Source organism: Paenibacillus helianthi, assembly GCF_001909055.1.
GTDB classification, from domain to species: domain Bacteria; phylum Bacillota; class Bacilli; order Paenibacillales; family Paenibacillaceae; genus Paenibacillus_AQ; species Paenibacillus_AQ helianthi.
Genome location: NZ_LVWI01000069.1, coordinates 12,322 through 35,456 on the forward strand (window position 1 = coordinate 12,322; position 23,135 = coordinate 35,456).

14 protein-coding genes, 12 tRNA genes, 1 rRNA gene and 2 pseudogenes are annotated in these 23,135 nt (G+C 46.3%); all 29 read right to left on the bottom strand.

What is annotated here, in order from left to right:
- Window positions 1-16: 16 nt before the first annotated feature.
- The 29 genes and pseudogenes from A3844_RS24485 to rrf all read right to left on the bottom strand — a co-directional run bounded on the left by A3844_RS24485 (window position 17) and on the right by rrf (window position 22,953).
- Window positions 17-871, bottom strand: a complete 855-nt coding sequence (locus tag A3844_RS24485; RefSeq protein WP_074085062.1) for a carbohydrate ABC transporter permease — start codon at window positions 869-871, stop codon at window positions 17-19.
- 3 nt (window positions 872-874) lie between these two features.
- Window positions 875-1,846: a carbohydrate ABC transporter permease gene (locus tag A3844_RS24490; RefSeq protein WP_074085063.1), complete on the bottom strand. Its 972-nt coding sequence runs from the start codon at window positions 1,844-1,846 to the stop codon at window positions 875-877.
- A gap of 62 nt (window positions 1,847-1,908) precedes the next feature.
- Window positions 1,909-3,327, bottom strand: coding sequence for an ABC transporter substrate-binding protein (locus A3844_RS24495; protein ID WP_083607004.1), 1,419 nt, complete (start codon window positions 3,325-3,327; stop codon window positions 1,909-1,911).
- Window positions 3,328-3,668: 341 nt separating this feature from the next.
- A complete protein-coding gene (locus A3844_RS24500) occupies window positions 3,669-3,818 on the bottom strand; it encodes a DUF3502 domain-containing protein (RefSeq protein ID WP_083607005.1) in 150 nt (49 codons plus the stop codon).
- Complete coding sequence (locus A3844_RS24505; RefSeq protein WP_074108741.1) at window positions 3,796-4,710, bottom strand: extracellular solute-binding protein; 915 nt, start codon at window positions 4,708-4,710, stop codon at window positions 3,796-3,798. The genes A3844_RS24500 and A3844_RS24505 overlap by 23 nt, the downstream gene beginning before the upstream one ends.
- A gap of 43 nt (window positions 4,711-4,753) precedes the next feature.
- Window positions 4,754-5,126 (bottom strand): annotated as a pseudogene (locus A3844_RS34065) (ABC transporter permease subunit); the annotation flags it as partial.
- A 100-nt stretch (window positions 5,127-5,226) separates the two neighbouring features.
- Window positions 5,227-6,246 (bottom strand): annotated as a pseudogene (locus tag A3844_RS24510) (HAMP domain-containing protein); the annotation flags it as partial.
- Window positions 6,247-6,516: 270 nt separating this feature from the next.
- Window positions 6,517-8,256, bottom strand: a complete 1,740-nt coding sequence (locus tag A3844_RS24515) for an ABC-F family ATP-binding cassette domain-containing protein (protein ID WP_074108743.1) — start codon at window positions 8,254-8,256, stop codon at window positions 6,517-6,519.
- A gap of 606 nt (window positions 8,257-8,862) precedes the next feature.
- Window positions 8,863-9,645, bottom strand: coding sequence for a nucleoside phosphorylase (locus A3844_RS24520; RefSeq protein WP_074108744.1), 783 nt, complete (start codon window positions 9,643-9,645; stop codon window positions 8,863-8,865).
- A 333-nt stretch (window positions 9,646-9,978) separates the two neighbouring features.
- Window positions 9,979-11,811: a glutamine--fructose-6-phosphate transaminase (isomerizing) gene (gene glmS / locus A3844_RS24525; protein WP_074102802.1), complete on the bottom strand. Its 1,833-nt coding sequence runs from the start codon at window positions 11,809-11,811 to the stop codon at window positions 9,979-9,981.
- Window positions 11,812-12,498: 687 nt separating this feature from the next.
- Window positions 12,499-13,839, bottom strand: a complete 1,341-nt coding sequence (gene glmM, locus A3844_RS24535) for a phosphoglucosamine mutase (protein ID WP_074085071.1) — start codon at window positions 13,837-13,839, stop codon at window positions 12,499-12,501.
- Window positions 13,840-13,949: 110 nt separating this feature from the next.
- Complete coding sequence (locus A3844_RS24540; protein WP_074108745.1) at window positions 13,950-15,410, bottom strand: CdaR family protein; 1,461 nt, start codon at window positions 15,408-15,410, stop codon at window positions 13,950-13,952.
- Window positions 15,403-16,233: a diadenylate cyclase CdaA gene (gene cdaA, locus A3844_RS24545; RefSeq protein WP_074085073.1), complete on the bottom strand. Its 831-nt coding sequence runs from the start codon at window positions 16,231-16,233 to the stop codon at window positions 15,403-15,405. Before cdaA ends, A3844_RS24540 begins: the two co-directional genes overlap by 8 nt.
- 208 nt (window positions 16,234-16,441) lie before the next feature.
- Entirely contained in the window at window positions 16,442-17,056 is a 615-nt protein-coding gene (locus tag A3844_RS24550; protein ID WP_074085074.1) for a zf-HC2 domain-containing protein, read from the bottom strand.
- 121 nt (window positions 17,057-17,177) lie between these two features.
- The gene (sigW, locus tag A3844_RS24555; RefSeq protein WP_074085075.1) at window positions 17,178-17,744 is read right to left on the bottom strand and encodes an RNA polymerase sigma factor SigW; all 567 of its coding nucleotides are present in this window, start codon (window positions 17,742-17,744) and stop codon (window positions 17,178-17,180) included.
- Window positions 17,745-18,289: 545 nt separating this feature from the next.
- A complete protein-coding gene (gene ppc / locus A3844_RS24560) occupies window positions 18,290-21,082 on the bottom strand; it encodes a phosphoenolpyruvate carboxylase (RefSeq protein WP_074108746.1) in 2,793 nt (930 codons plus the stop codon).
- A gap of 654 nt (window positions 21,083-21,736) precedes the next feature.
- Window positions 21,737-21,810: transfer RNA gene (locus A3844_RS24565), tRNA-Pro, on the bottom strand.
- Between the two features lie 15 nt (window positions 21,811-21,825).
- Window positions 21,826-21,899: transfer RNA gene (locus A3844_RS24570), tRNA-Gly, on the bottom strand.
- A gap of 12 nt (window positions 21,900-21,911) precedes the next feature.
- Window positions 21,912-21,985: transfer RNA gene (locus A3844_RS24575), tRNA-Pro, on the bottom strand.
- A gap of 26 nt (window positions 21,986-22,011) precedes the next feature.
- A tRNA-Arg gene (locus A3844_RS24580) sits at window positions 22,012-22,088 on the bottom strand.
- 7 nt (window positions 22,089-22,095) lie between these two features.
- A tRNA-Gly gene (locus tag A3844_RS24585) sits at window positions 22,096-22,170 on the bottom strand.
- A gap of 7 nt (window positions 22,171-22,177) precedes the next feature.
- Window positions 22,178-22,261 (bottom strand) — tRNA-Leu (locus A3844_RS24590).
- Window positions 22,262-22,277: 16 nt separating this feature from the next.
- Window positions 22,278-22,350 (bottom strand) — tRNA-Lys (locus tag A3844_RS24595).
- Window positions 22,351-22,355: 5 nt separating this feature from the next.
- A tRNA-Gln gene (locus tag A3844_RS24600) sits at window positions 22,356-22,429 on the bottom strand.
- A 52-nt stretch (window positions 22,430-22,481) separates the two neighbouring features.
- Window positions 22,482-22,557: transfer RNA gene (locus tag A3844_RS24605), tRNA-Val, on the bottom strand.
- A gap of 34 nt (window positions 22,558-22,591) precedes the next feature.
- Window positions 22,592-22,666: transfer RNA gene (locus A3844_RS24610), tRNA-Glu, on the bottom strand.
- Window positions 22,667-22,677: 11 nt separating this feature from the next.
- Window positions 22,678-22,753, bottom strand: a tRNA-Thr gene (locus A3844_RS24615).
- A 1-nt stretch (window position 22,754) separates the two neighbouring features.
- A tRNA-Asn gene (locus A3844_RS24620) sits at window positions 22,755-22,830 on the bottom strand.
- Between the two features lie 6 nt (window positions 22,831-22,836).
- A 5S ribosomal RNA gene (gene rrf, locus A3844_RS24625) occupies window positions 22,837-22,953 on the bottom strand.
- Window positions 22,954-23,135 lie beyond the last annotated feature (182 nt).

Below are 23,135 nucleotides of genomic sequence, written 5' to 3' on the forward strand. Positions count from 1 at the left end.
AAGCCTGACGGCATAATTATTCTTTTACGCCTCCAAGCGCTACACCTGCGATAATATACCGCGACAACAGGAAATACACCACAAACAGCGGCAAGGCCGTCAAGGCCAGCCCCATATAGATCGAGCCGAACTCCGTCTTGTAGATATCACCGCGAAGCAAGCTTACCATGATCGGCATCGTATATTTCTCTTTCTGAGTTAGCAAAATCAGCGGCATGAACAGGTTGTTCCAGTTGGCCACAAAGGCAAAGATCGCCTGCGTCGCCACTGCCGGCATCATGAGCGGCATGATAATCCGGTTGAACGTGCGGAACTCACCAGATCCGTCTACCCGTGCTGCCTCTACGATCTCTATCGACAGCGTGGCGAGCAGGTATTGGCGCATGAAGAACACTACCGCCGGCGCAGCAATCGCAGGCAGAATCAGCGGAAGGAAATTGTTCGTCCAATGCAGTTTATACATGAACTGATAGAATCCGATCGCACTTGCCTGGGAAGGAATCATCATCACGCACATGATGAAGGTAAAGAATGGCCCCCGAAGCTTCCAGCTATAGGTCACAAGTCCATAAGCCGCCAAGGACGAGAAATAGACAGTACAGAGTGTTGCAGAACTAGCGATAATGAATGAATTCATGAAACCTTGAAGCGGATCGAAGCTCTTGTCGAGCAGCACCCGCAGGTTGCTCATCATGTGGGTTGAAGGAAGCAGAGAGAGTCCGCTTTGGATTTCTGGTGTAGAGCGTGTGGCGTTTACGAACATGATCCAGAAAGGCAGGATGCTGAGCACCGCCAAAGCGATGCAGACCACATAGATAATAGTTTTGTTTATTTTCCGGCTCACTTTACCGTTTTCCTGAATTTTCGCCATGTGCTACACCTCCCTCGCGGCTGCTTTAGCAGCGTTTCTATACTTTTGCTTTTGGATCTTTTTTATTTTTGCAGCATCGCGGTCGCGCATCACGTAGAACAGCAAACCGGACAGCAACGCCGAGATCACGAACATGATCATGCTCGCTGCTGCAGCGCGATTATACATGTAACTGCCCTTGAACGCCTGCCCATAGATAAACATGGACGTAGTAAGGGTTGAGTCATCCGGTCCCCCCGCAAGGAATAATTGCGGAATATCGAACATGGTTAAACCACCTACCATGGAGGTGATTAGTGTGAACAGCAATATCGTACGCAGACTCGGCAGCGTGATACGGAAGAAGGTCTGAAAACCGTTAGCACCGTCAATCGCTGCAGACTCGAAGAGCGCGGGATTGATCCCCATAACACCTGCGATCAGGACGATCATCGTGTTGCCGTACCACATCCAGAACTGGATGAATGACACAATGCCACGCGCTGTCGTCTTATCCTGCAGGAAGAATATCGGACCATCCGTCCATCCCAGCATTTGAAACAAGCTGTTTACCGGACCCATCGGGTACGCGAACAAAGTGCTGAATAGCACAGCAATTGTACTCGCAGTGATGATATTAGGCATATAGAGCAGAACCTTGAACAAACCTTGTCCTTTTATGTTAAGACGCCGGTTGGTGAACCATGCGGTCAAGAGGAGCGCAAGAAGCATCTGTGGAACGAAGTTCGTAATCCAGAGCAGCCCGGTGTTGAACAAAGACTTCCGGAACGATGCGTTATCAAAAAGGAGATCCTTGAAATTCTGAAAAGGGTTATCCAGGATATGAATCGGCTTAGGGATTAGTCCCTTCATATCAGTAAATCCGATCACTGCGGTGTACAAAATGGGGTACAGTGAGAAAATCAGAAATGCAAGAACAAATGGAAAAGTAAAGATATAACCGTATTTCGCGTAGCTGACATCTTTGCGGCGCATGCTCTCACCTCATTAGTTGATATGAAGGGGCGGGATAACTCCCCCGCCCCTCCGATTCCTTCTTATTCGCTTTCAATGCCAAGCTGGTCTTTGACTTGCTGTTTGAAGGTTTCGATTGCTTTATCACGGGTCTTATTGCCTGCAGTGTATTCGCGTACTTGATCACGCCAGATCTTATTGATGGTTTCGTCGAACTGTGTCAAGTTCTTGCCTGAAGCGTTAGCATTGGCTGGAACGAACACGTCAAACATGTTTTGTCCGCCGAGCAGTGGAACTTCACCGTTGGATTTCGACATTACCACGGAGGAAGCAACGCTATCCTTCGTGCCCTGCTCGCCTTTCTTCATCGTGCCGTTAGCCCAGTAATACTGGAGGCCTGTTTCGGAAGTATCCAGGGTAACCCACTTCACAAAGTCAGCAACTGCTTGCTTCTTTGCATCGTCCTTGGTCACGTCTTTGTTAGCCAGCAGCCAGGTGCCGCCCCAGAAGAAACCTGTTGGCGGCTCAGTAACTGCCCAGTCGCCATTCGTGGCTTTCACTTGACCGTTCATTACGTAGTTGATGAGCCATGCAGGACCGAAGAATCCAAAGATTGGCTGAGCACCGGCACCGGACATATCTGCGTACCATGCTTCTGTCCAGTCAGTGGTATCGTTATGATAGCCATTGTCTTTCAACTTTTTGGAGAGATCCAGGAACGCTTCGCGCTTTGGATCAATATGAAGTTTGCCATCGACCAGCCAGCCTGTGTCAGAGCTGTTCTCGATCGGATGCCAGATGTCGCCGTCACCGGATACGATGCCGTATCCTTTAGCTTTCAGCTTCTTAGCTGCATCGAAGAATTTATCCCAGCCGGGGCCAACTTCAGTTTTGATGGTAGCCGGGTCATCGGTTCCAAATACATCCTTGGCAATCGAGCGGCGATAGATGAAGGCTCCGCCAGTTGCCTGGTAGCCGAGGCCTTTCAACTGCCCGTCTTTGCTGCCGATATCCACTGAATATTGGGCAATACCCGCGTCCTTAACCATTTGGTCATCAAGGCCCAGATCAGCATAGTTAGCTGCATAGGTGGATGCGTCACCTTGTGTATACTTAAGCACGAACGCCGATTCAGCTGCATAAATGTCTGGAGCATCTTTGCCGCCAGCGGCCAGAGCCTGGTCAAGTGCAGGCTGATAAGCACCATCCGTGGTTGCAATAACCGTAGTTTTGAACTCCACATTTGCATCAGGATGGGTTTCCATATACTTCTTGGTCATGTTTGGAATCTCGTCCGTGAAGCTCCATAGATTGATGGTCACTTTTTCGCCCTTCCCGGCTGCTGGAGCCGCGGCAGTACTGGCGGATGGAGCTGGACTTGCGCTTGGGCTGGATGAATTTGAGTTTGAATTGGAATTCGAGTTTCCGCCACACGCTGTGAGAGCTGATGTCATCACAAGCATTGTAGAGATCCCCACCAAAACACGTTTCATACTTTTCATACTTTGCCTCCCCTTTATATTGATTCCTCGGTTTTGTGTAACCGCATACATAATTATAGAACTGATGACCCGTGCGCATAAGGAACCACTCATTGGGAAAAATTCCACTTTTATTAGATTTCGACCGATCCAGGGCATAAAGATAATAAATGAAATGAATCATCAACCTCATGAATATTCTCTATCCCCCTGATTTTCGACCCGAAAATGACAAAAAAGCCTCATCCCGTAGCAACGACGGTCGAAGCCAGTTATATCATCGTTTCAGCTTGAAGGTCCCGCTGATCCAAATGGACCAGCCGGGACTTTCCGTTCACTGCTTTTTTATGAACCAGATGAGTTTATTTCTGGCTGGCGAGAAATTCATTAAGCTGCTTTTGCTTTTCGGCAATGACTTTGTCGAGACCGGCGGACTTTTGGGCGGATATAAACTTGGGCAGCATTTCGTCCAGATCAACCGAACCCGTCTCAAGGGCCTTCTGTGGCTGCATCTTTGTTAATATAGCCCTTCAGGAAATAATCCCGGGTTACTTTCAGCGCATTCAAGTACTGCGGGAACTCTTCGGCCGGTTTGACTATGGCATCCGTGCCATTTTTATCAATAGCGCCAGGTATCGTCGTATCCCCCAGATAATCCAGCTCCACAAAGGAGTGTGAGGAGAACGTTCCGCCTGTCGTATACAGCGGATACATGTTCGGCTTCTTCTCTTTGACGATCTTATAGACGGCATCGAGATCTTCAATTTTCTTAACCTTGCTCATGTCGATGCCGAGTTCATCAGCGATGTCCTTCCGGTACACAATGCCGCCTGACGATGCCAGTTCTTTATTGGTTGGGACTGCGTAGTTTTCCCCCCCGATTTTGGAGCCGCTTAAGAAAGCCGGGTCCAAGCTATCCTTGATGCCCTGGCCATATTGATCGAGCAAGGGGCCGAGATCCATGTATACGCCTTTGGCAACGTTCTTCGCATAACCGTTCCATGAGGCCGTGAACAGAATGTCTACAGGCTCGCGCGAAGCGATCATGAGGTTAATCTTATCGTCCCAAGCTCCCCAGTCGATCGGTGCGATATCAATCGTTGCATTGATTTTTTCGGTTAAAATCTTGTTCAGCGCTTCCTCGACAAGAGCTTCGTCCGCCTGGGGTGCACCTTCGTAAACCAGCTTTAGCTTATAAGGCTTCAGCTTCGAGGCATCTGTGGCTGTATTATCAGTGGTTGTGTTCGCGGAAGCGTCCGGTGCGGTGCTTGCTTTGGCGCTTTCTCCCGGTGCGGCCGTGTTAGACTTGTTTGAATGGTTTGAATTTCCGCAAGCCGTAGCTGCAAAGGACGACATAATTAGCACTGTTAGAAGCAGTGAAGTCTTACCTTTGGTATGCTTCATCTTCAATTAATCCCCCCTAAAGTGATATATGGTGCAGACCCCCTCAGCCTTTGACGGAGCCGACTGTCAGTCCCTTGATAAAGTACTTCTGGAAGAACGATAGGCAAAGACGATCGGCCCGACGCCCACGACGACCATCGCCATCCGCACGGTCTCACTCGGAAAGTTAACCATTCCGCCAGCCCGGGTAATCTCAGCCATTGCGTTCGGGTTGCTGGAGAGGTACTGGATATTGACCATCATCTTGTGAGAAAGTATTGTACCGATATGTTGTGATTGTCGGAAATAAATACCAGGCTCAGGAACCAGTCGTTCCAGTACGTCAGTGTCTGGAACAGTGCGACTGTCGCCAGAACCGGCAGCGACAGCGGCAGCACGATCCGGATAAATATCCGCAGTTCGCCCGCCCCATCGATACAAAAAATGAGGATGGATCTGCGCCTGCAGCTGCTTCAGCGTGGCATCACGCGCCAGGATACGCAATTGCAGGACATTCTCAATGAGATCCTGAATCTGTGTCGCCATTTCGTTGAAGTTCTGCATGAGGAACGCGAATTCATTGTTCGATTTCTTCGGCAGACGGTAGGCGTAATCGCCTCCCTTAATCCGTTGCACTGCGCGTACAAGCTGGAAGATAGGCCGGTGTACGTTCCAGTACAAAGCGGACGCAGCGGCGATACCGGTTAGCAGCAGAATGACTGAAGACGCTCCAAACAACACTCTCTGCTGCCTGATCGGCCCGATGATCTGACCCAGCGGGACAGAATCGATGAGATGCCACTCTAGGAGATTAGAATAATAGAAAGTAATCAGATAAGGCCTGCCGTCGAACGAATGGATCAGGAAACCGGAATCCCGGCTATTGACCCTGTCGCCCAGTTCATTGATGATTCCGTCCATCTTGGGCCCTTTCACAGAACGGCTGGCGATGATGTTATGCCCCGCTTTGTAAAAAAACGGATTGTTAGAGTGCCCAGACTTGTAGGTGTCGAGCAGATTCTCGAAGCTCCACTTGTAGAGGTTAATGCGAACGGCAACATCCAGATCCTCCGGATGGGCCGGTTTGTAACCCGTAGTGACATAGGTTCGGGTGAAGCCGGGGCCAATCTCCAAATCATCGCTGTAGCTCCATCCCAGCGAGAACCGGCTTTCAAACTCTACAGGGTCATACTCATAGGAGGGGGACGAAGAAATGCTATTGCCCCGATGCGGGAAATAGACGGTCACATCATTACACCAATTGCCTGATGCGCTGGCCAGCGACAGCTTCTCCTGGATTAGCTGCCTTGTTTTCATTAGGGAATAATCGCTCATCTCGTGGTTGTACAGGTACTCCAGCACGTTCGTGTCAACGAGCATAGGGGCGGAGGCCAGATCGAACTTCTCGATACTGGCATCCATTTGCGCCACGAAAAGCTCCATCCGGTTCAGGCTTGCTTTAATAAGCTCCTCCTGTATGACGTTGATGCTCTTAGACGTAGAATAATAATACAGCGCCACGACCGGCGTCAGCAGAATCAGCAGCAACACTAGCATTTTCCGAAAGATGTTGAATTTGATACGCACAGAATTACCATCCTTGTTTCATAGTCACAGCTCAACCTGTATTTTACAATATGTTGTAAGCGTTTTCTATATTCTTCGATGCATAGATCCCCATCTCTCTCTTGAAAGCATAAAAAAGCCGCCCAATGGAATGAGCAGCTTACAGGAATCCTATTCATTAGTGTCTTTTTTGTTGATATTTTCCCACCAACATCTTAGGCTTTCTTACCACCTGCAATCATTTCAACCCGAGGGTTATGATTATAGCAGCTTAATCAGCTCTTCTAGCTCTTCAACCAATACTTTTGCTAGTTCAAAATCAGTATTTTTTAAAGCCACTTCTATTTTTGTTTCCACTGATTTTTTCTGTTGTTCCATTTCTAAATAGTCTCTATCAAAATGACTGGCATAAATCATCTTTCTGAATTTTCGCATACTCATTTTTCTAATCGTCTTATCGTCAATGATCAGGACATAATCCATGCCATTTACCACAGAATAGAAATCATGAGAAATCATGAGAATCGCACCCTGATAGTCCCCAATGGCTTTTTCCAGTGCTATTTGTGTATAGGTATCTAAATGGCTTGTCGGTTCATCAAGAAGCAATACATTTGCTTTACTGGCAGAAACCTTAGCCAATTGAAGCATGTTTTTTTCTCCGCCAGATAAAGATTCTATCTTTTGATTAACCATTTCACCTTCAAAGCCATAGTTGGATAGATGTGATCTAATCTCATCATACGTTGCAAACCCGGCATCGATGAATTCCTCAAGAATAGTATTGGAATCCTTCAGCATTTCGCCTTGAAGCTGAGATAAATAAGCCACCTTAACCTCAGCATTAATTTCAATGGAATCATGATTATTTTTAAAGATCTCCCGGAGTAGCGTCGTTTTCCCGGTGCCGTTTGGACCGATTAGGGCTACTTTATCCGTAGATTTTATCTCAAAGTTAACATTTTCTAAAAGCAACTCATCAAAGGCAATACTATAATCATTAACATTTATAACAACGGTGTCTTCCATTTCATTATCCACACCAAAACTGATATCCGGTTGCTTAATATCTACAAAGGGTGCCTTAATTCTGCGCGCTTCCAATCTTTCCTGAAATTTAACCCTGGCTTTTAATGCTTTCCCTCTGGATGCTTCGGAATTATAAGTTGCGATAGCTCTAAGATTATCGATGATATTGTCGTTTCTCTTAATTTCTTCCTCTTCAGCGACTGCGAGTTCTTGCAGCTCAATTTTAGTTTGAAGTAAGGAGAAGTTATATTCAATATATCGCCCGTCGAACTCTTGAATCTCCAAGTTTTCAAGGTGAATAATTTTGTTGAAACAATGATTCAATAAATATCGGTTGTGCGTAACAACCAGCAGTATTCCCTTGTGAGAATTAATTAGATGTTTAAGCGCATTTAAGTTTTCAAAGTCTAAAAACACATCAGGTTCGTCCATAATCATTAAATCTGGATAATTAAGCATTTCCTTCATTACTTGAATAAGTTTGAATTCCCCGCCACTCAGATCAGATACCCTAACATCCTTAAGCCTCATGAGGTCTGCCAGATTCAGCTTCTTGTTAATGTTGCTCTCAAAATCATCCCCGCCCATTGCATCAAATGCATCTAAGGCTAATTGATACTTTTCAAGTAACGGATCAATATCTGTGGCTGTCTCCATTTCAGTGAGAATAGAGTTTATTTCATTTTGAATCTGAATAAACTTTTCGCCGATATATTCAAAAACGGTTGTTTCTTGAGATTTGTCTGGTTGAGAGAACTGACTTACAAATCCAATTGTGCAAGTGGGGTCTATCACTAACATGCCATCATACAAATATCTTTCTGGATCCATCAGTATATCGATCAGTGTACTTTTCCCACTGCCACTTGTTCCAATAAAAGCGCAATGTTGCGCCTCTTCAAGCGTGAATGAAATGTTTTTATATAGTTCTTTTTGCGGAAACGAGAAGGATAAGTTATCAACTTTTATCATAGGATTACCTTTCTTTATAACTAAATTTGTGACTATTATCAAATGTATTGAAGAGCATAGAATTTAAGTTTACCACAAATACCATTTGGATTGTTGTCCTTGAACAAAACGACAGGGCAATGAAGTTATGACTGACACTTCGGTGTTCCTAGGTAGTAAGTGATATCTTTCGTTATATTATAGTCATCAACGGATTGGCATTGTAAAAAATGTAGCTTCACAATGTAAACTGTATTATAAAATTTAAAGTTCTTAGCGGCTCATAAATCATACCTTCAATGTTTCTCTTGAGTTTACTCCACTTCATAGGCGACTCACACATAAAAAAGCTTTGCATGAATTTCCGATAACGTTGTAGTATTCACGAACCCGAGAGGCTTAAGGTCCGCTAGGACCGGGTGGCTCCGCCACTTAGCCTCGCAGGGTTGTCTGCGGAATCCGCTTCCTCGAGATGCCTCTTACAGACCAAGGTCCCTTCAGGGGCCGCAGCGTGAATACGGTGTTATATGTTGTAGCTGCCTTCTTCGATTCCGCATAATTTATTCATGTTGTAGTATTTATATTTAATTCATGTTTTTTTGTTTAGATTTCCCTTTGCTATTCCTCTTATAAAGAACTACATATCCGTAAAGATATCTGAACAAGGTTTATTCTTATTTCTGTTCTACTATTCCAACTTCGACTATCCCATTCGACTCCACTTAAATCATCACCGCCATACAGGATAATTCCTAATTTAACTTCTCTGAATTTTGAAACGGCCATAAATGCTGCTGCTTCCATTTCTACAGTTACACACCCTTCAGCTTTCCGCAACTCAACTTTTTCTTTAGTTTCTCTATAAAATGAGTCTGTTGTCCAAGTTTTTGCCTTTATATACCTAATATTATGTATATTAAAATCGTCCTCTATGATTTTTAAAACTTCTGGATCACATTCAATTTCTCTAGATGGCTTAATGTAATGGTATGATACCCCTTCATCTCTCACCGCAGAAATTGGTACAATTAAATGTCCAACTGCAATGTCTTTTTTAAGTACACCTGCACCACCACAAACTATAAATTTCTGAAATCCATACGCTATCAATTCTTCTAAGAATCCTGCTGAGCCTGCAGCCCCTAAATATCCCAGAGTAATATGTACTTTTTTTCCTTGAAAATACGTTTCATATATTGGTAAATCTACCGTCTCGCAATGTAGACACGCAACTTCTTTCAACTTCCCCTCAGTTTTCATTTTTTCAATTGCATCTCGAAAAAATGTTATTATACAGTATTCAAATTCTTCTTTTGGCTCGATAAAATTAGTTGCTTCTATTATAGCAACTCGCGATTCATCAAATTCCAATATCGGAAACTCTTTAATATCGATTTTTTTGCTCTCCATCTCGACTTCCCTCCGAAGTAATTTTATTATTCCTTCTTAGCGGCTATTACATATAACATCTAATTTACGAACTTCGTAAACACCTCTACATGAAGAATATTCGCGAGCTTATTTAGCTATCCCTGCTCGATATAAGAATAAAGCAGATGTTCTACCCAATCATATATCCTGTGAAGTTCCACTCTCTTCAGAAAGAAAAATCATGCTATACGCGCAAAAATAAGCCGTCCTCAAATGCAGGACGGCTCATGATGTTTAATATAGTTCTAGACTTTCTTTACTGGTTCCCAACTTTTTTGTCACCAGACAACAGCTGCTGTATCTTTCCCTACCCTATTCCACCGTAACGCTCTTCGCCAAGTTACGCGGTTTATCCACATCGTGGCCCAGAGCAAGCGAAGCGTAGTAAGCCAGCAATTGCAGCGATACTACGGACAAGGCTGAGGTCAGAAGCGGCAGTGTCTGAGGAATCACGAACACCTGGTCAACAGATCTAAGCAGGTCGTTCGCATGCTCTTCATGAGTGATGGCCAGCACGTGTGCGCCGCGGGCTTTGACTTCCTTGATATTGCTGACGGTTTTCTCGAGAACGGATTCCTGAGTTGCCAGGGCAATGACAGGAACGCCTTCTTCAATCAGCGCCAGTGTACCATGCTTCAATTCACCTGCTGCATAAGCTTCGGAGTGAATGTAAGAGATTTCTTTCAGCTTCAGCGAGCCTTCCTGAGCCACAGCATAATCTACGCCACGGCCGATGAAGAACAGGTGCTCATGCTTAGCGATTTGTTCAGCATAAGTCTTGATCGCTTCTTTTTGCGCCAGAATTACTTCTACTTGCTCCGGCAGGGACTGCATAGCTGCCAGAATTTTGGCAACCTCAGGTTCGGATTGCGTTCCGCGTACTTCAGCCAGGTACAGACCGAGCAAAGTGAAGGCAATCAGCTGAGAAGTATATGCTTTGGTCGAAGCAACAGCAATTTCCGGACCAGCCAGAGTTACCAATACACTGTTTGCCTCCCGGGCAATGGAGCTTCCCACTACGTTGGTGATAGCGAGCACATGTGCACCATTTGCTTGGCCTTCACGCAGTGCAGCTAGTGTATCAGCAGTCTCTCCGGATTGGCTGACTACGATAACCAGAGTTTCCGGTGTAACGATCGGCGAACGGTAACGGTACTCCGAAGCGATATCATTTTCTACAGGAATACGCACCAAGGATTCAATCAGGTTGCGTCCAACAAGACCTGCGTTGTAGGCAGTCCCGCAAGCAACGATCTGAACGTTGCGGATGTTCTTGATCTGCTCTTCGGTCAGGTTAAGTTCTGGCAGAATCACTTTGTTACCTTCAGCGTTCATACGTCCGCGCATAGTATCGCGGTATGCCTTTGGCTGCTCGTGGATTTCTTTCAGCATGAAATGCTCGTAGCCGCCTTTTTCCGCAGTAACAGCATCCCAATCGACAGTAATCATTTCCCGAGAAATAAAATTGCCTTCAATCGTCATCAATTCGACAGCATCCCGTGTCAACACAGCCATTTCGCCGTCGTTCAAAATATATACGTTGCGGGTATATTCCAGCAAAGCAGGAATATCGGACCCGATAAAGTTTTCACCTTCACCCAAGCCAATGATGAGTGGACTTGCTTGACGTACAGCCACCAGTTTGTCGGGTTCATATTCAGTCAGAACTCCAAGTGCAAACGCACCACGCATGAAGGTGATCGCTTTTTGTACAGCTTTCACGATATCCCCTTCATATTCACGGGCGATCAGGTGCGAAATAACCTCCGTATCCGTTTCGGAAGTAAAGTGGCATCCTCCGGCAATCAGTTCTTCTTTAAGATCAAGATAGTTCTCCACAATGCCGTTGTGTACAACTGAGAATTTCTGGCTCTCATCAGTATGCGGGTGGGAGTTCTCATCAGAAGGCTTGCCGTGGGTTGCCCAGCGTGTATGTCCGATTCCGGCACTTCCTGTTAGTGGAGTAGCTTCAAGTCTGGATTCAAGGTTCGCCATACGGCCCTGTGCTTTTACGACCTGGAGTCCTTCCTTGGTGAACACAGCAATCCCGGCTGAATCATACCCACGATACTCAAGCTTCTTCAAACCCTCTACCAAGATCCCTTGCGAATTCTGATTCCCGATATATCCTACAATACCACACATAATAATTTCCTCCGTCCGATTTATAGTGTGGGCGGCATAAGGAAAGAAACGTGCCGTGCGGCATGTTTTTGAGAAAAAGCAAATATTCTGTTGTATTTCAGACTCAGTCAAGTGGACACGGCTAAGCAGCCCTTAAAAGGACAATATCCGGTTCAATACCTTTTCACTTGCAACTATGTTCATGAAATGTACAGTCTTCTCCTCTGCCGTGGCAGAACGCTCTGTGTTTCTTTCCGTTATTGCGTAAGCCCATGAATTGTACTCTTTCTGCTTGCACCCACAGAAACGTTGTGTGAAAGGTCGCCCTCGCATTTTCCGTTTCCATTTACGGCTCTGGTGCATCACCGGGAGGTCCCCGCCGAACATTTCGAACACCTCCACCTCGTCAGCTTACATCTGCCGTGATCCGTTCAAGCCCTGCCGCTACCCGGCAACTTAATGGCTGTCCCTTCTCCCCCGCGCAAGATCAAGCTCTGGCGCTTGCTGTTGCCAACCTTACTATCCCCGCTTTCCTTCTGGAATGACACCTTATCTATTATATGCACCTTACATCGTTTTGGCAATGCTGTAACGCATGATTACTTTTGGCAGCTAATATAAGAAATTAAACAATATACAGATGCAGCCAGTGAAGATGCCTTAAGCATTTCTCCTCACCGGCTGAACATCATAACATTATATCATTAATTACACCAATTCACGCTGAACGACATCAACGATTTGGCCTACATAGAGATCCAGCTCCGCCTTATCCGGGCCTTCTGCCATAACCCGAATCAACGGTTCAGTTCCCGAAGGACGCACCAGCACTCGGCCGTTATCACCAAGCTTGCCTTCAACCTCTTGAATAGCCGCTTCAATGGCCGGATTGTTAGGATAATTAGTCTTATCCTGAACACGAACATTCACAAGCACCTGAGGGTATTGGGTCATCATTGATTTCAGTGTACTGAGTTTCTTGCCGGATGACTTCATGGTATCCACCAATTGGATTGCCGTGAGAATACCATCACCTGTTGTATTGTAATCCAGGAAAATAACATGACCGGACTGTTCTCCGCCCAAATTGTATCCGCCCCGGCGCATTTCTTCCATCACATAACGGTCACCGACCGCGGTTTTGGCTGTATTTAGACCCAGTTGTTCTGTTGCTTTATAGAAACCAATATTACTCATTACTGTGGATACAATAGTGCCATCTTTAAGCTTGCCGGCACGGTTCATCGCTTCTCCGCAGATGCAGAGGATAAAGTCACCGTCAACCTCATCGCCATTCTCATCAATAGCAATCAACCGGTCAGCGTCTCCGTCAAAAGCAAGCCCCAGATCCGCACCCTGGCGCAGCACCTCCTCGCGCAGAGTTTCCGGATGCGTGGAGCCAAAGCCGTCATTAATGTTCAGCCCATCAGGCTCTGAACCGATGGCGATTACTTCTGCACCAAGCTCTCTGAACAAGCGCGGGGCCAATTCATAAGCTGCGCCATGAGCGCAGTCAAGCACTACCTTAAGTCCTGCGAAGCTTTGAGAAATCGTGGTTTTGAGATAGTTCAAATATAAATATTTCGCATCATTATCTACATTAACAGTTCCCAGGCCTGCACCTACTGGGCGTGGCAATTCATCGATCTCCGCATCCATCAGTTCTTCAATCCGCAACTCGGTTTCATCTGTCAGCTTAAAACCGTCTCCGCCAAAGAACTTAATGCCATTATCTTCAACCGGATTATGCGAAGCAGATATCATTACTCCTGCATCCGCCTTAAGCAATCTTGTAATATAAGCCACAGCAGGCGTACTTACAACACCTAACCGGATTACCTGAGCCCCAATGGACAACATGCCCGCTACAAGCGCCGATTCCAGAAGAGGACCTGAAATACGCGTGTCCATGCCTATGACCACCTTGGGCTTCTCTACATTACCAGCCAATACATACCCACCGCAGCGGCCAATACTGTAGGCCATCTCTGCTGTTAATTCACGGTTTGCAACTCCGCGCACACCATCTGTTCCAAAATACTTACCCATCTTTTTTCTCCTTTTGAATACGCTGCATTAGCTTAATGAATTATTGTATGAATGAACTCTTATTTCGGGTACCAATGTCACCTATTATAGACGTTTGCTAACCGTAAAAGTTACGTTCCGCCAGAACTACCATTGTTCGTCGCGCCGTTCGCACTTGCAGTACCACTGTTATCAACCGCGCCTTCGGATGGAGATGGCGTAGCTGTAGGAAGAGCATTATCCCCACTCTGAACAGGCTCAGTCGGGCTCTCCTCACCAGAGACAGGCTCAGCACTAGGCTCTGAGGTTACCGTGCCGGTGCTGCTGTTATCCGGAGTTTCCGCGGCCGCCGGCGTTGCGGGAGCGTTTAGCTCCACAGTTGCCCTGAGACGTTGTGAAGCATTCCCTAGGGCAATGAACCTGGGTAGAGAAACATGTAACGTAACCTCATGAGATCCGGCTGTGAGGCCAACGACGTCTGCTACCACGCTGATATTGTTCTTATCTATCTGTTCCAGCAGATTTGGGGCTCCTGATACAGTCAGCGAAACGGTTTTACTGGCAGGATCTTTGATCAGAGCGGTAAGTCCTGTATCTACCCCCTCCAGCTTGACGGGAATATTATCAATGGTCTTCTCAGCAATGTTCGAGGTCACAACAGAAACATTTAAGACCGCAGGCTCAATCTTGGCAGCGCCCTCCGGAACTGTCAATTCCAGCTTCAGCTCCTTAGTACCTGCAGAATCAATTGAACCTAAGTTCAATGTCGCTTCATAGGATGATAAAGAAGCTAAGGATTCTTCAGTTCCATACACTGTTACCGTATCCTGTTCCGGCGTCACCTTGGACAAGGCCACACCCCCTGGCAGCTGACCGCTAAAACTCACATCCAGCGGCAGGCTTTTAAACGGAAGAGTAATCGGCAACTCCACAGTTACGAAGGACGGCTCGATAACTGCATCCTTAATCTCGTTACCGCCGCTGTCATACGCATACAGCTTCAGCTTCTTTTCTTTTATCGTTTCACTGTCACCGTTAAGTTCAATGGTTCCCTGCACTTTGGCTACCTTTCTAAGCTCACTAGCACCCAGCGTAACCTTCGCCTCAACGGCTGGTTCTATGACCGGTGTACCTACCTGATAACCCGCCGCAGGCTCACCCTTGGTGATAATCGATATTGGAAAGGACTTGGTGTTGCGGAGTTCCACATGCACATTCACTTCATTGGGGATTATATCATCAAGCATCACGCCGCTCGGAAGTGAATAATGCAGGGGGAGCGTAGTGTCTCCTGGCTGAACATTGCTCAGATCAATCCACACTTTATAGGCATCTGAAAACTTGTAGGTGAGATCCGATTTTTTGCCCATGACTTCCAGTCTGACACTTTCGGCATCCCTTGAAGTGATTACATATTTATCCTCATTGAAGCCGGTATCCTCAATCTTCACATTTTCAATGGTTTTAGACTCCATGTTTACCGTTGTCTGGTTCGCAGGTGCAGTATCCACATGGACAATGATCCAAAGGATAATAGCGAAGGCAAGCGCGAGAATTTTGTTGAAATTGTTATTCTTCATCCACTTATCCATTGCGTTTATCCTCCCTCCGTTTCCAAAAGGCGGAGCTCTTCTCCTTCAGCGGTGAAGTGGCCCGAAGTTCCTCATAAAGCTTGGAAATCAGAGATTCTTCCTTAATATCACGCACGATCTGACCGTTAATTGCCAAAGATATCTGTCCGGTCTCTTCTGAGACCACGACAGAGACGGAATCCGCAACCTCACTAATCCCAATTGCTGCCCGGTGACGGGTACCGAGCTCTTTGCTGATGAACGGATTCTCGGAGAGAGGCAAATAACATGCAGCGGCGGCAATCTGCCCATCTTGCATAATGAGCGCACCGTCATGCAGCGGAGTATTGGGAATAAAGATATTGATTAACAGTTCGGAGCTGACTACAGACCGCATAGGAATCCCAGACTCCGTATATTCATTCAGCCCCGTTGCCCTTTCAAAAACAATTAATGCCCCAATCTTTCGTTGCGCCAAATAATTCAGTGCTTTAATAACTTCACCAATCAATTTGCTGACTTCCTCATCATTCTCAGCAGCCCGTCCAAAAAACTTGCCCCGTCCAAGCTGCTCCAGCCCCCTTCGCAATTCCGGCTGAAAGATGATAAATATCGCAAATATCCCGAACGTAAATATCTGGTTCATCAGCCACTTCAGCGTATATAAATCAAGAAGGGTACTAAGTGCCCAGATTACAACCAATACCAGAATCCCTTTTAGCAGCTGTATCGCCCGGGTCCCGCGCACCATATTTAGCACTTTGTAGATGATATAGCTGACAATCAGAATATCGATTATATCTTTAATGGACTCTTTCCATGTTAGATCTGTAAAATAACTCATGCCAAAACCCCCGTCATTTCATATTAGCTGGGTTTATGTAAACTGTCTGTAAGTTCTGTATCATACCTAGGTTATAACGTTCCAGCCCAGGTTGCAAGTTTCAGTCGCCGGGGAAACCTATTCCCCTATACCTTCGCAACAAAAAAGCGCCATCTTTCCGGAAAAAGAGGCGCAAATAATATTCCTGCTAAAAGCAACCAAGTGTTATTTAACGGTAGGCAACTTCAGAGAACATGTTCGTCACTTTATACCAGAGCCAACTTACCGCTTGGTCTATGCTTTTGACTTGCCCGGAGATATGAGCTGTTGAAGCCTGGTACAGGGAGCCGTCAATCACAGTCACATTACCGTCCACTTCCCCATATACCTGAGTTTTACCGTTCTCCACCGTTAGATCGCCAGATATCGTTTTACCAGAGGGTACGATGACCGTATTCCCTTGAATGACAACCTGTTCCAGGTCTGTTCCCCTGACCACAAGCTGCCGATCCTGATTCCAAAAGGTAACGGAGCTCATCAGCATCACCAGAATGAACACGGACGCCGCTGAAAGAGCGGGGTGCCGCTTGATCCAGGTCACAAATGCGCGTTCCTTCTTGACCTGGGGCAATGAATTCATAATCCGGCTTACAAGATCCTCCGAAGCCACAGGACTCTGGTGCATCAGGGAAAACATCAGCATATCGGTCTGTTCCAATTCTTTGAACTTTGCACGGCAATCTGTACAGGATAGAAGATGCTCCTTCAATTCCCTCTGTTGCAGTTCGGGCAAGTCGTCATCCAGGTAGTCGTGCATCATAGAGACGGCCAGTTTGCATTCCATAGGAGCCAATCCTTTCATGAGTGCTATTTAATTATAACAAGACAAAGGGGCAGGGCGCATAAGACTTGCTTAACTTACATACGGCGCTGCCAATCATACGTTTCATAAAAAATAATCTATTTTACATTTTAGGCTCTAATTTTTTACGTAAAAATTCACGTCCCCGGTGTACTCGGGTCTTAATCGTTGTTACAGGCATATCCAAGACATCACTAATTTCCTGAAGCGACAAGTCCTGCAGATAGCGCAAAATCATCACTGATCTGTATTTCACAGGCAAACTGTCGATGGCCTCATAGATCAATCTCTGTGTCTCTGAGAGCAGCAGTTCTGTTTCCGGAGTCACATTATCACTGGGAATCATGGAATAGCCGTCAATGCCTTCCTGGTCGTTCATTTCTGCATCCAGCGAATATGTGGGCCGCCGCTTACGCAACCTGTCAATGCAAAGGTTCGTGCCGATGCGGTAAATCCATGTTGAAAACTTTTGTTTGTCATCATAGCGGTCCAAATTGCGATACACACGCAAAAATGTTTCCTGAACAATATCTTCCGCTTCATGGCGGTTGTTCAGCATCCGATAAGCCAAATGATATATTTTGTCTTTATATAGTTCCACAAGCTCGGCAAATGCCCTTTGGTCGCCCTTTAAGGCGAGCTTTGTCAATCTGCCTTCCAAATTCTCCACCTGTTAACTCCCCCAGACTTGCCGCCCTTGGTCTTTCATCTCATGAATGTCCACGGTACAAGCTCTTAAATGGTAATTCATGTTTCGTCAAAAATCAAGGATAGTATTGTTACTTTCTATCTAGAATGGGCACAGCACGAGGGATAAAAAACGATGATTCATCGCGACTTTGAGAACATTTGGATTTACGGTCGCTGTTATTGGCGGATTTCCTGATCGAAACCGCTACTCACGGTCGAAATCCCAGAATAAAGGCGCACGCTGTTCTCCTCCAATTCCAAATCCCCACTTTGTCGCTCCATCATCAGAATTTAAAATCCCTGTTACTCTGCCCAAAATTCATATCAGTAACAATGAGGTAAGGCAAAGGGCGGGAAGCGGTTTTGTCTCTTACCAGCTTCGTTATCCTCTCAGTTCTCTCGGCGGCTTCAGCCATCCAGGTTACTAATCCAGAACTAAAAATCCCCGTCCAGCCTCCATACAGAGGCGAACGGGGATTGTGAATAATATAAAGAACAAATCAACAACCAACCTAGATCAGAATATCAGCCGGTATTCCGTAATCCGGCGGCAATACCGTTGATAGTGAGCAGCACTTCGCGGAGCAACTCCGCGTCATCACCGTCCACTTCGCGCAAGGCTCTTAGCTCGGACAATAGCTGCACCTGCAAATAGCTCAGCGGGTCAACGTATGGATTTCGCAGACGAATAGATTCCTGAATAACAGGCACATTATCCAAGATGTCCTGCTGTCCGGTGATTTTGAGAATCAGCTCGGAAGTCAGCTTGAATTCCGTTTCTATCTGTCCGAAGATACGCTGACGCGCCTCTTCATTTTTGCCCATGCTGGCATATTCCTTGGCTATAATCAGGTCAGCCTTGGCAATAGCCATCTGCAGTGTGTCAATTAATGTAGTAAAGAACGAGAAGTTTGCATACATATGCTGCATGACCTTCAGGTTCTCTTCCTTATTGTCATAGAAGCTCTGCAGGCCCGTTCCGGCAGCGTACCAGGCAGGAAGCAGATAACGGCTCTGTGTCCAGGCAAACACCCAAGGAATCGCACGCAGGTCCTCGAACCGGTCACTATTCTTCCGTTTGGAAGGACGGGAACCAATGTTAAGCTCCCCGACCTCAGGAAGCGGTGTTGACTCCTTGAAGTAGGTCAGGAAGTCCGGGTCACGGAAGATTAGGTCCTGATATTTGTTCAATGAAACCTCAGAAATACGGGCAACAATTTTTTCCCATTCCGGCTCATATAGATCTGTATGAGGTGATCTGGCATTAATTGCAGCTGTAACCAGTGCGGATGTTGCCTGCTCCAGACTGCGGTAGGCAATCCCCTGCATCGAATAACGTGAGGAGATAACTTCGCCCTGTTCCGTAATCTTAATGCCGCCTCCAATCGTAGAAGCCGGTTGCGCCAGAATACTGCGGTTCAGCGGCATGCCGCCACGTCCAAGTGCTCCACCGCGGCCATGGAAAAATTTCAGCTTAATACCGAAATCATCCGCCGTAGCCGTAATCTCCTTGAGGGCAACCCGCAGCTCGTAATTGGCGGTTACCACACCCCCATCCTTGTTACTGTCTGAGTAACCAAGCATAATTTCCTGCAAATCGTTCATGGCTCTCACCGCATCCCGGTAGATCGGCAAGTTAAGCAGCGTACGCATAATTTGTGGAGCATCATGAAGGTCGTCAATGGTCTCGAACAGCGGAACAGCCTGTAGTGTACAAACTACAGTACCATCATTGTCTTTTCGGAACAGACCAACTTCTTTGGCGAATACCATGACCTCCAGAATGTCACTTGCGGCTTCAGCCATGCTGATTAGATAACTGGTAATACACTGTTTGCCGTACTCCTCTTGCGCCGTATAAATGGCACGGTATACTGCAAGACATTCTTCAGTGCTCTCACTGTAGGACTGATAAGGCGAAGTCAGCGGACGCGGATCATTAAGCAGCTTTTCTAGAAGATCGATCTTCTCATTCTCCTGCAGCTTTGCATAATCCTGTGTAACGTTCATTTTGGCCAGAATCTCAGTCATCGCATTTTCATGCTCCTGACTATGCTGACGGACATCAAGCGTCGCAGTATGGAACCCAAACAACTCCACCTGGCGAATCAGCTTCTTGATATAGGTATCCGCTACATAATCTGCATAGTGATGTCGCAGACTGCGGTCGATCACGTTCAAATCATCTATAAATTCTTCCGGTGAAGAGTAGCGCTCCAGTGAGCCTTTCTTCTCATCATCCATAACGTTCTGCGTCTTGGCGATCATATAGGTAAGCTTAATCCGGTAGGGCTCATTATCATTATGCCAGGATTTTGACTTATCCAGATTAATAAGGCTCCGGTTCAATTCAATGGATTCCAGCAACTCCGGCGTTACATTAACGATACTGGTGCTAAAGCTCAGATACTGCATCAGCTCACGCATAATGCGTTGGTATTCCCGAATCGCCAGTTTACGCTGAAGTCTCAGTGTCTGCAGAGTCACAGCTGCCGTCACCGAAGGATTGCCATCCCGGTCGCCGCCGATCCACGAACCAAAACGCAGATACGTCGGTACGTGCCAATTCTGGCCCGGGTAGTATTTGCTTAGACATCGTTCAAGTTCTTGATACACATCCGGCAACACTTGGAAAATCGTCTCATGGAAATAATACATCCCATTGCGGACTTCATCCAGCACCGTTGGCTTGCGGTCGCGCAGCTCATCCGTCTGCCACAAGGTAATGACCTCATTAAGCAGTTTCTCCCGCAGTTGTTCACGTTCACGGAACGTTAGGGTAGGGTTATCCAGACCCATGACGTCATCGGAGATACGTTTATGAATATCAAGAATCGCCCTCCGCATCGCTTCAGTAGGGTGAGCGGTCATGACCAGCTCCAGAGACAGACCATTCATGATTTCATGAACATCCTCGTGTGAGAAGTCACTCTCGCGGAGCTCTTGAATCGCGCTTTCGATAGAACCAGGCTGTACGGTCTCCCCGGCTGAACGTTCGTAGTCGCGTTTACGGCGAATCCGGTGATTCTGCTCCGCGATGTTCACCAATTGAAAATAAATAGCAAACGCCCGTATCACCTGGTGGCGATTCTCCGGATCCAGTGAATTAATTAGCTCCTTGAATTCATTGTGCAGTTCAGGCAAAAACAATGAGCGCAGCGATTTGCTGGTTTCACGGATCTTCTCCACGATATCCAACAGTTCGTTGCCGCCTTGGTGAACCAAGACTTCACCCAAAATATTCCCCAGGAACCGTACGTCTCGCCGCAGCAGATTATTTGAATTGCTTTTGCTGACGGCAGTCGTAAGTTCGGTCATGCTGCTCCCCCCATCCTCTTCCGGATCAATGCTTTTAACATTGTCTATTTGAAGCTTTCCTCATATCATACAATAAAACTGCCCGGAAATCTCCAACTTTATTGCGCTGTAAAGCGATACAGCAATTAAGATTATACACCAATCTAACTATTTATACAGTCATAAAAATGATGTGTATATCTTCCTATTTATATTGTCTGATCCGCATCGGGTTTATGTAACAGTCATGTAATGATTCATCACTGAAATTTGAATACGAAGTCCTTTTAATTATTGCTTACGTGAACTTTATTTACATAAAAGTTAGCTTCTATTGAGAGATTTCAAGCTTTTTATTTCAAACTATGGTTTTTCACTTGTATTCTAATTGTGAATTTTCTTAAAACGGCCTAAACGAAATTTCACTTTCTTAAAGCATTTTTTGTACCTGTCGTAAGTTTATTCAATTTGAAAACCAAGCTTAGATATTTCGTGTTGGTAAATTTGTGGTCAGTTCTGGAATATTCAAAATATTTCATTCTTGCTCTTGAGACTATTCGCATGGAGCAGAATTATATCAACACTTCTTTATAATTCTCGTGATGTAATGCTTTGGATTAACAAAAAAACTCCTACCAAAAGTAAGAGTTGATTGTCAGCTTAAGAGCTGTGTTATCGGGATGACACGATTTGAACATGCGACCCCCTGGTCCCAAACCAGGTGCTCTACCAAGCTGAGCTACATCCCGAAACGTATAAAATTATGGAGCGGGTGATGGGAATCGAACCCACGCTATCAGCTTGGAAGGCTGAAGTTCTACCATTGAACTACACCCGCACAGGTGTAAAATCGGGATGACACGATTTGAACATGCGACCCCCTGGTCCCAAACCAGGTGCTCTACCAAGCTGAGCTACATCCCGTTAATATATTCTCTTTAAATAAAAAATGGCGCGCCCTGAGAGATTCGAACTCCCGGCCTTTTGATTCGTAGTCAAACGCTCTATCCAGCTGAGCTAAGGGCGCAAAATAATGGAGCGGACGACGGGAATCGAACCCGCGACCCTCGCCTTGGCAAGGCGATGCTCTACCGCTGAGCCACGTCCGCAACTAAGTGGTGCGCGTGAAGGGACTTGAACCCCCACGTCGTAAGACGCCAGATCCTAAGTCTGGTGCGTCTGCCATTCCGCCACACGCGCATGATACAAATAAAAGTGAGCCATGAAGGACTCGAACCTTCGACACCCTGATTAAAAGTCAGGTGCTCTACCAACTGAGCTAATGGCTCCCATTTGGCAGGGGATATAGGATTCGAACCTATGATGACGGAGTCAGAGTCCGTTGCCTTACCGCTTGGCTAATCCCCTATGATGGATACCTATAGTGTGCCCACAATCTCTTTCAATATGAGAACGATTATGGTGGAGGCTGAGGGGTTCGAACCCCCGACCCTCTGCTTGTAAGGCAGATGCTCTCCCAGCTGAGCTAAGCCTCCATATGTATGGTTGTCCTCAAGGGAAAATGAAATTTGGTGACCCGTATGGGATTCGAACCCATGTTACCTCCGTGAAAGGGAGGTGTCTTAACCCCTTGACCAACGGGCCTAAAAAACTTGTGGAGCTCTCAACCGGATTCGAACCGGTGACCTCTTCCTTACCATGGAAGCACTCTACCTACTGAGCTATGAGAGCATGGCTCCCCGAACAGGACTCGAACCTGTGACAACTCGATTAACAGTCGAGTGCTCTACCAACTGAGCTATCAGGGAATATCCGCTTGGCGGCGTCCTACTCTCCCAGGACCCTTCGGTCCAAGTACCATCGGCGCTGGAGGGCTTAACGGTCGTGTTCGGGATGGGTACGCGTGGAACCCCTCCGCTATCGCCACCAAACGGGCATTTGCGGTGCAAATGCATCATTCAGGTCTCAGCATCGCCAAATGCTGAAAACAAATCTTTTTCATTTAACCTCTTGGGCCTCATGAATCAGAACTTGATTCCTGAAAACTGAATCCGAAACGAATCTGCGTTTTATGATTTGGATAAGCCCTCGACCGATTAGTATTGGTCAGCTC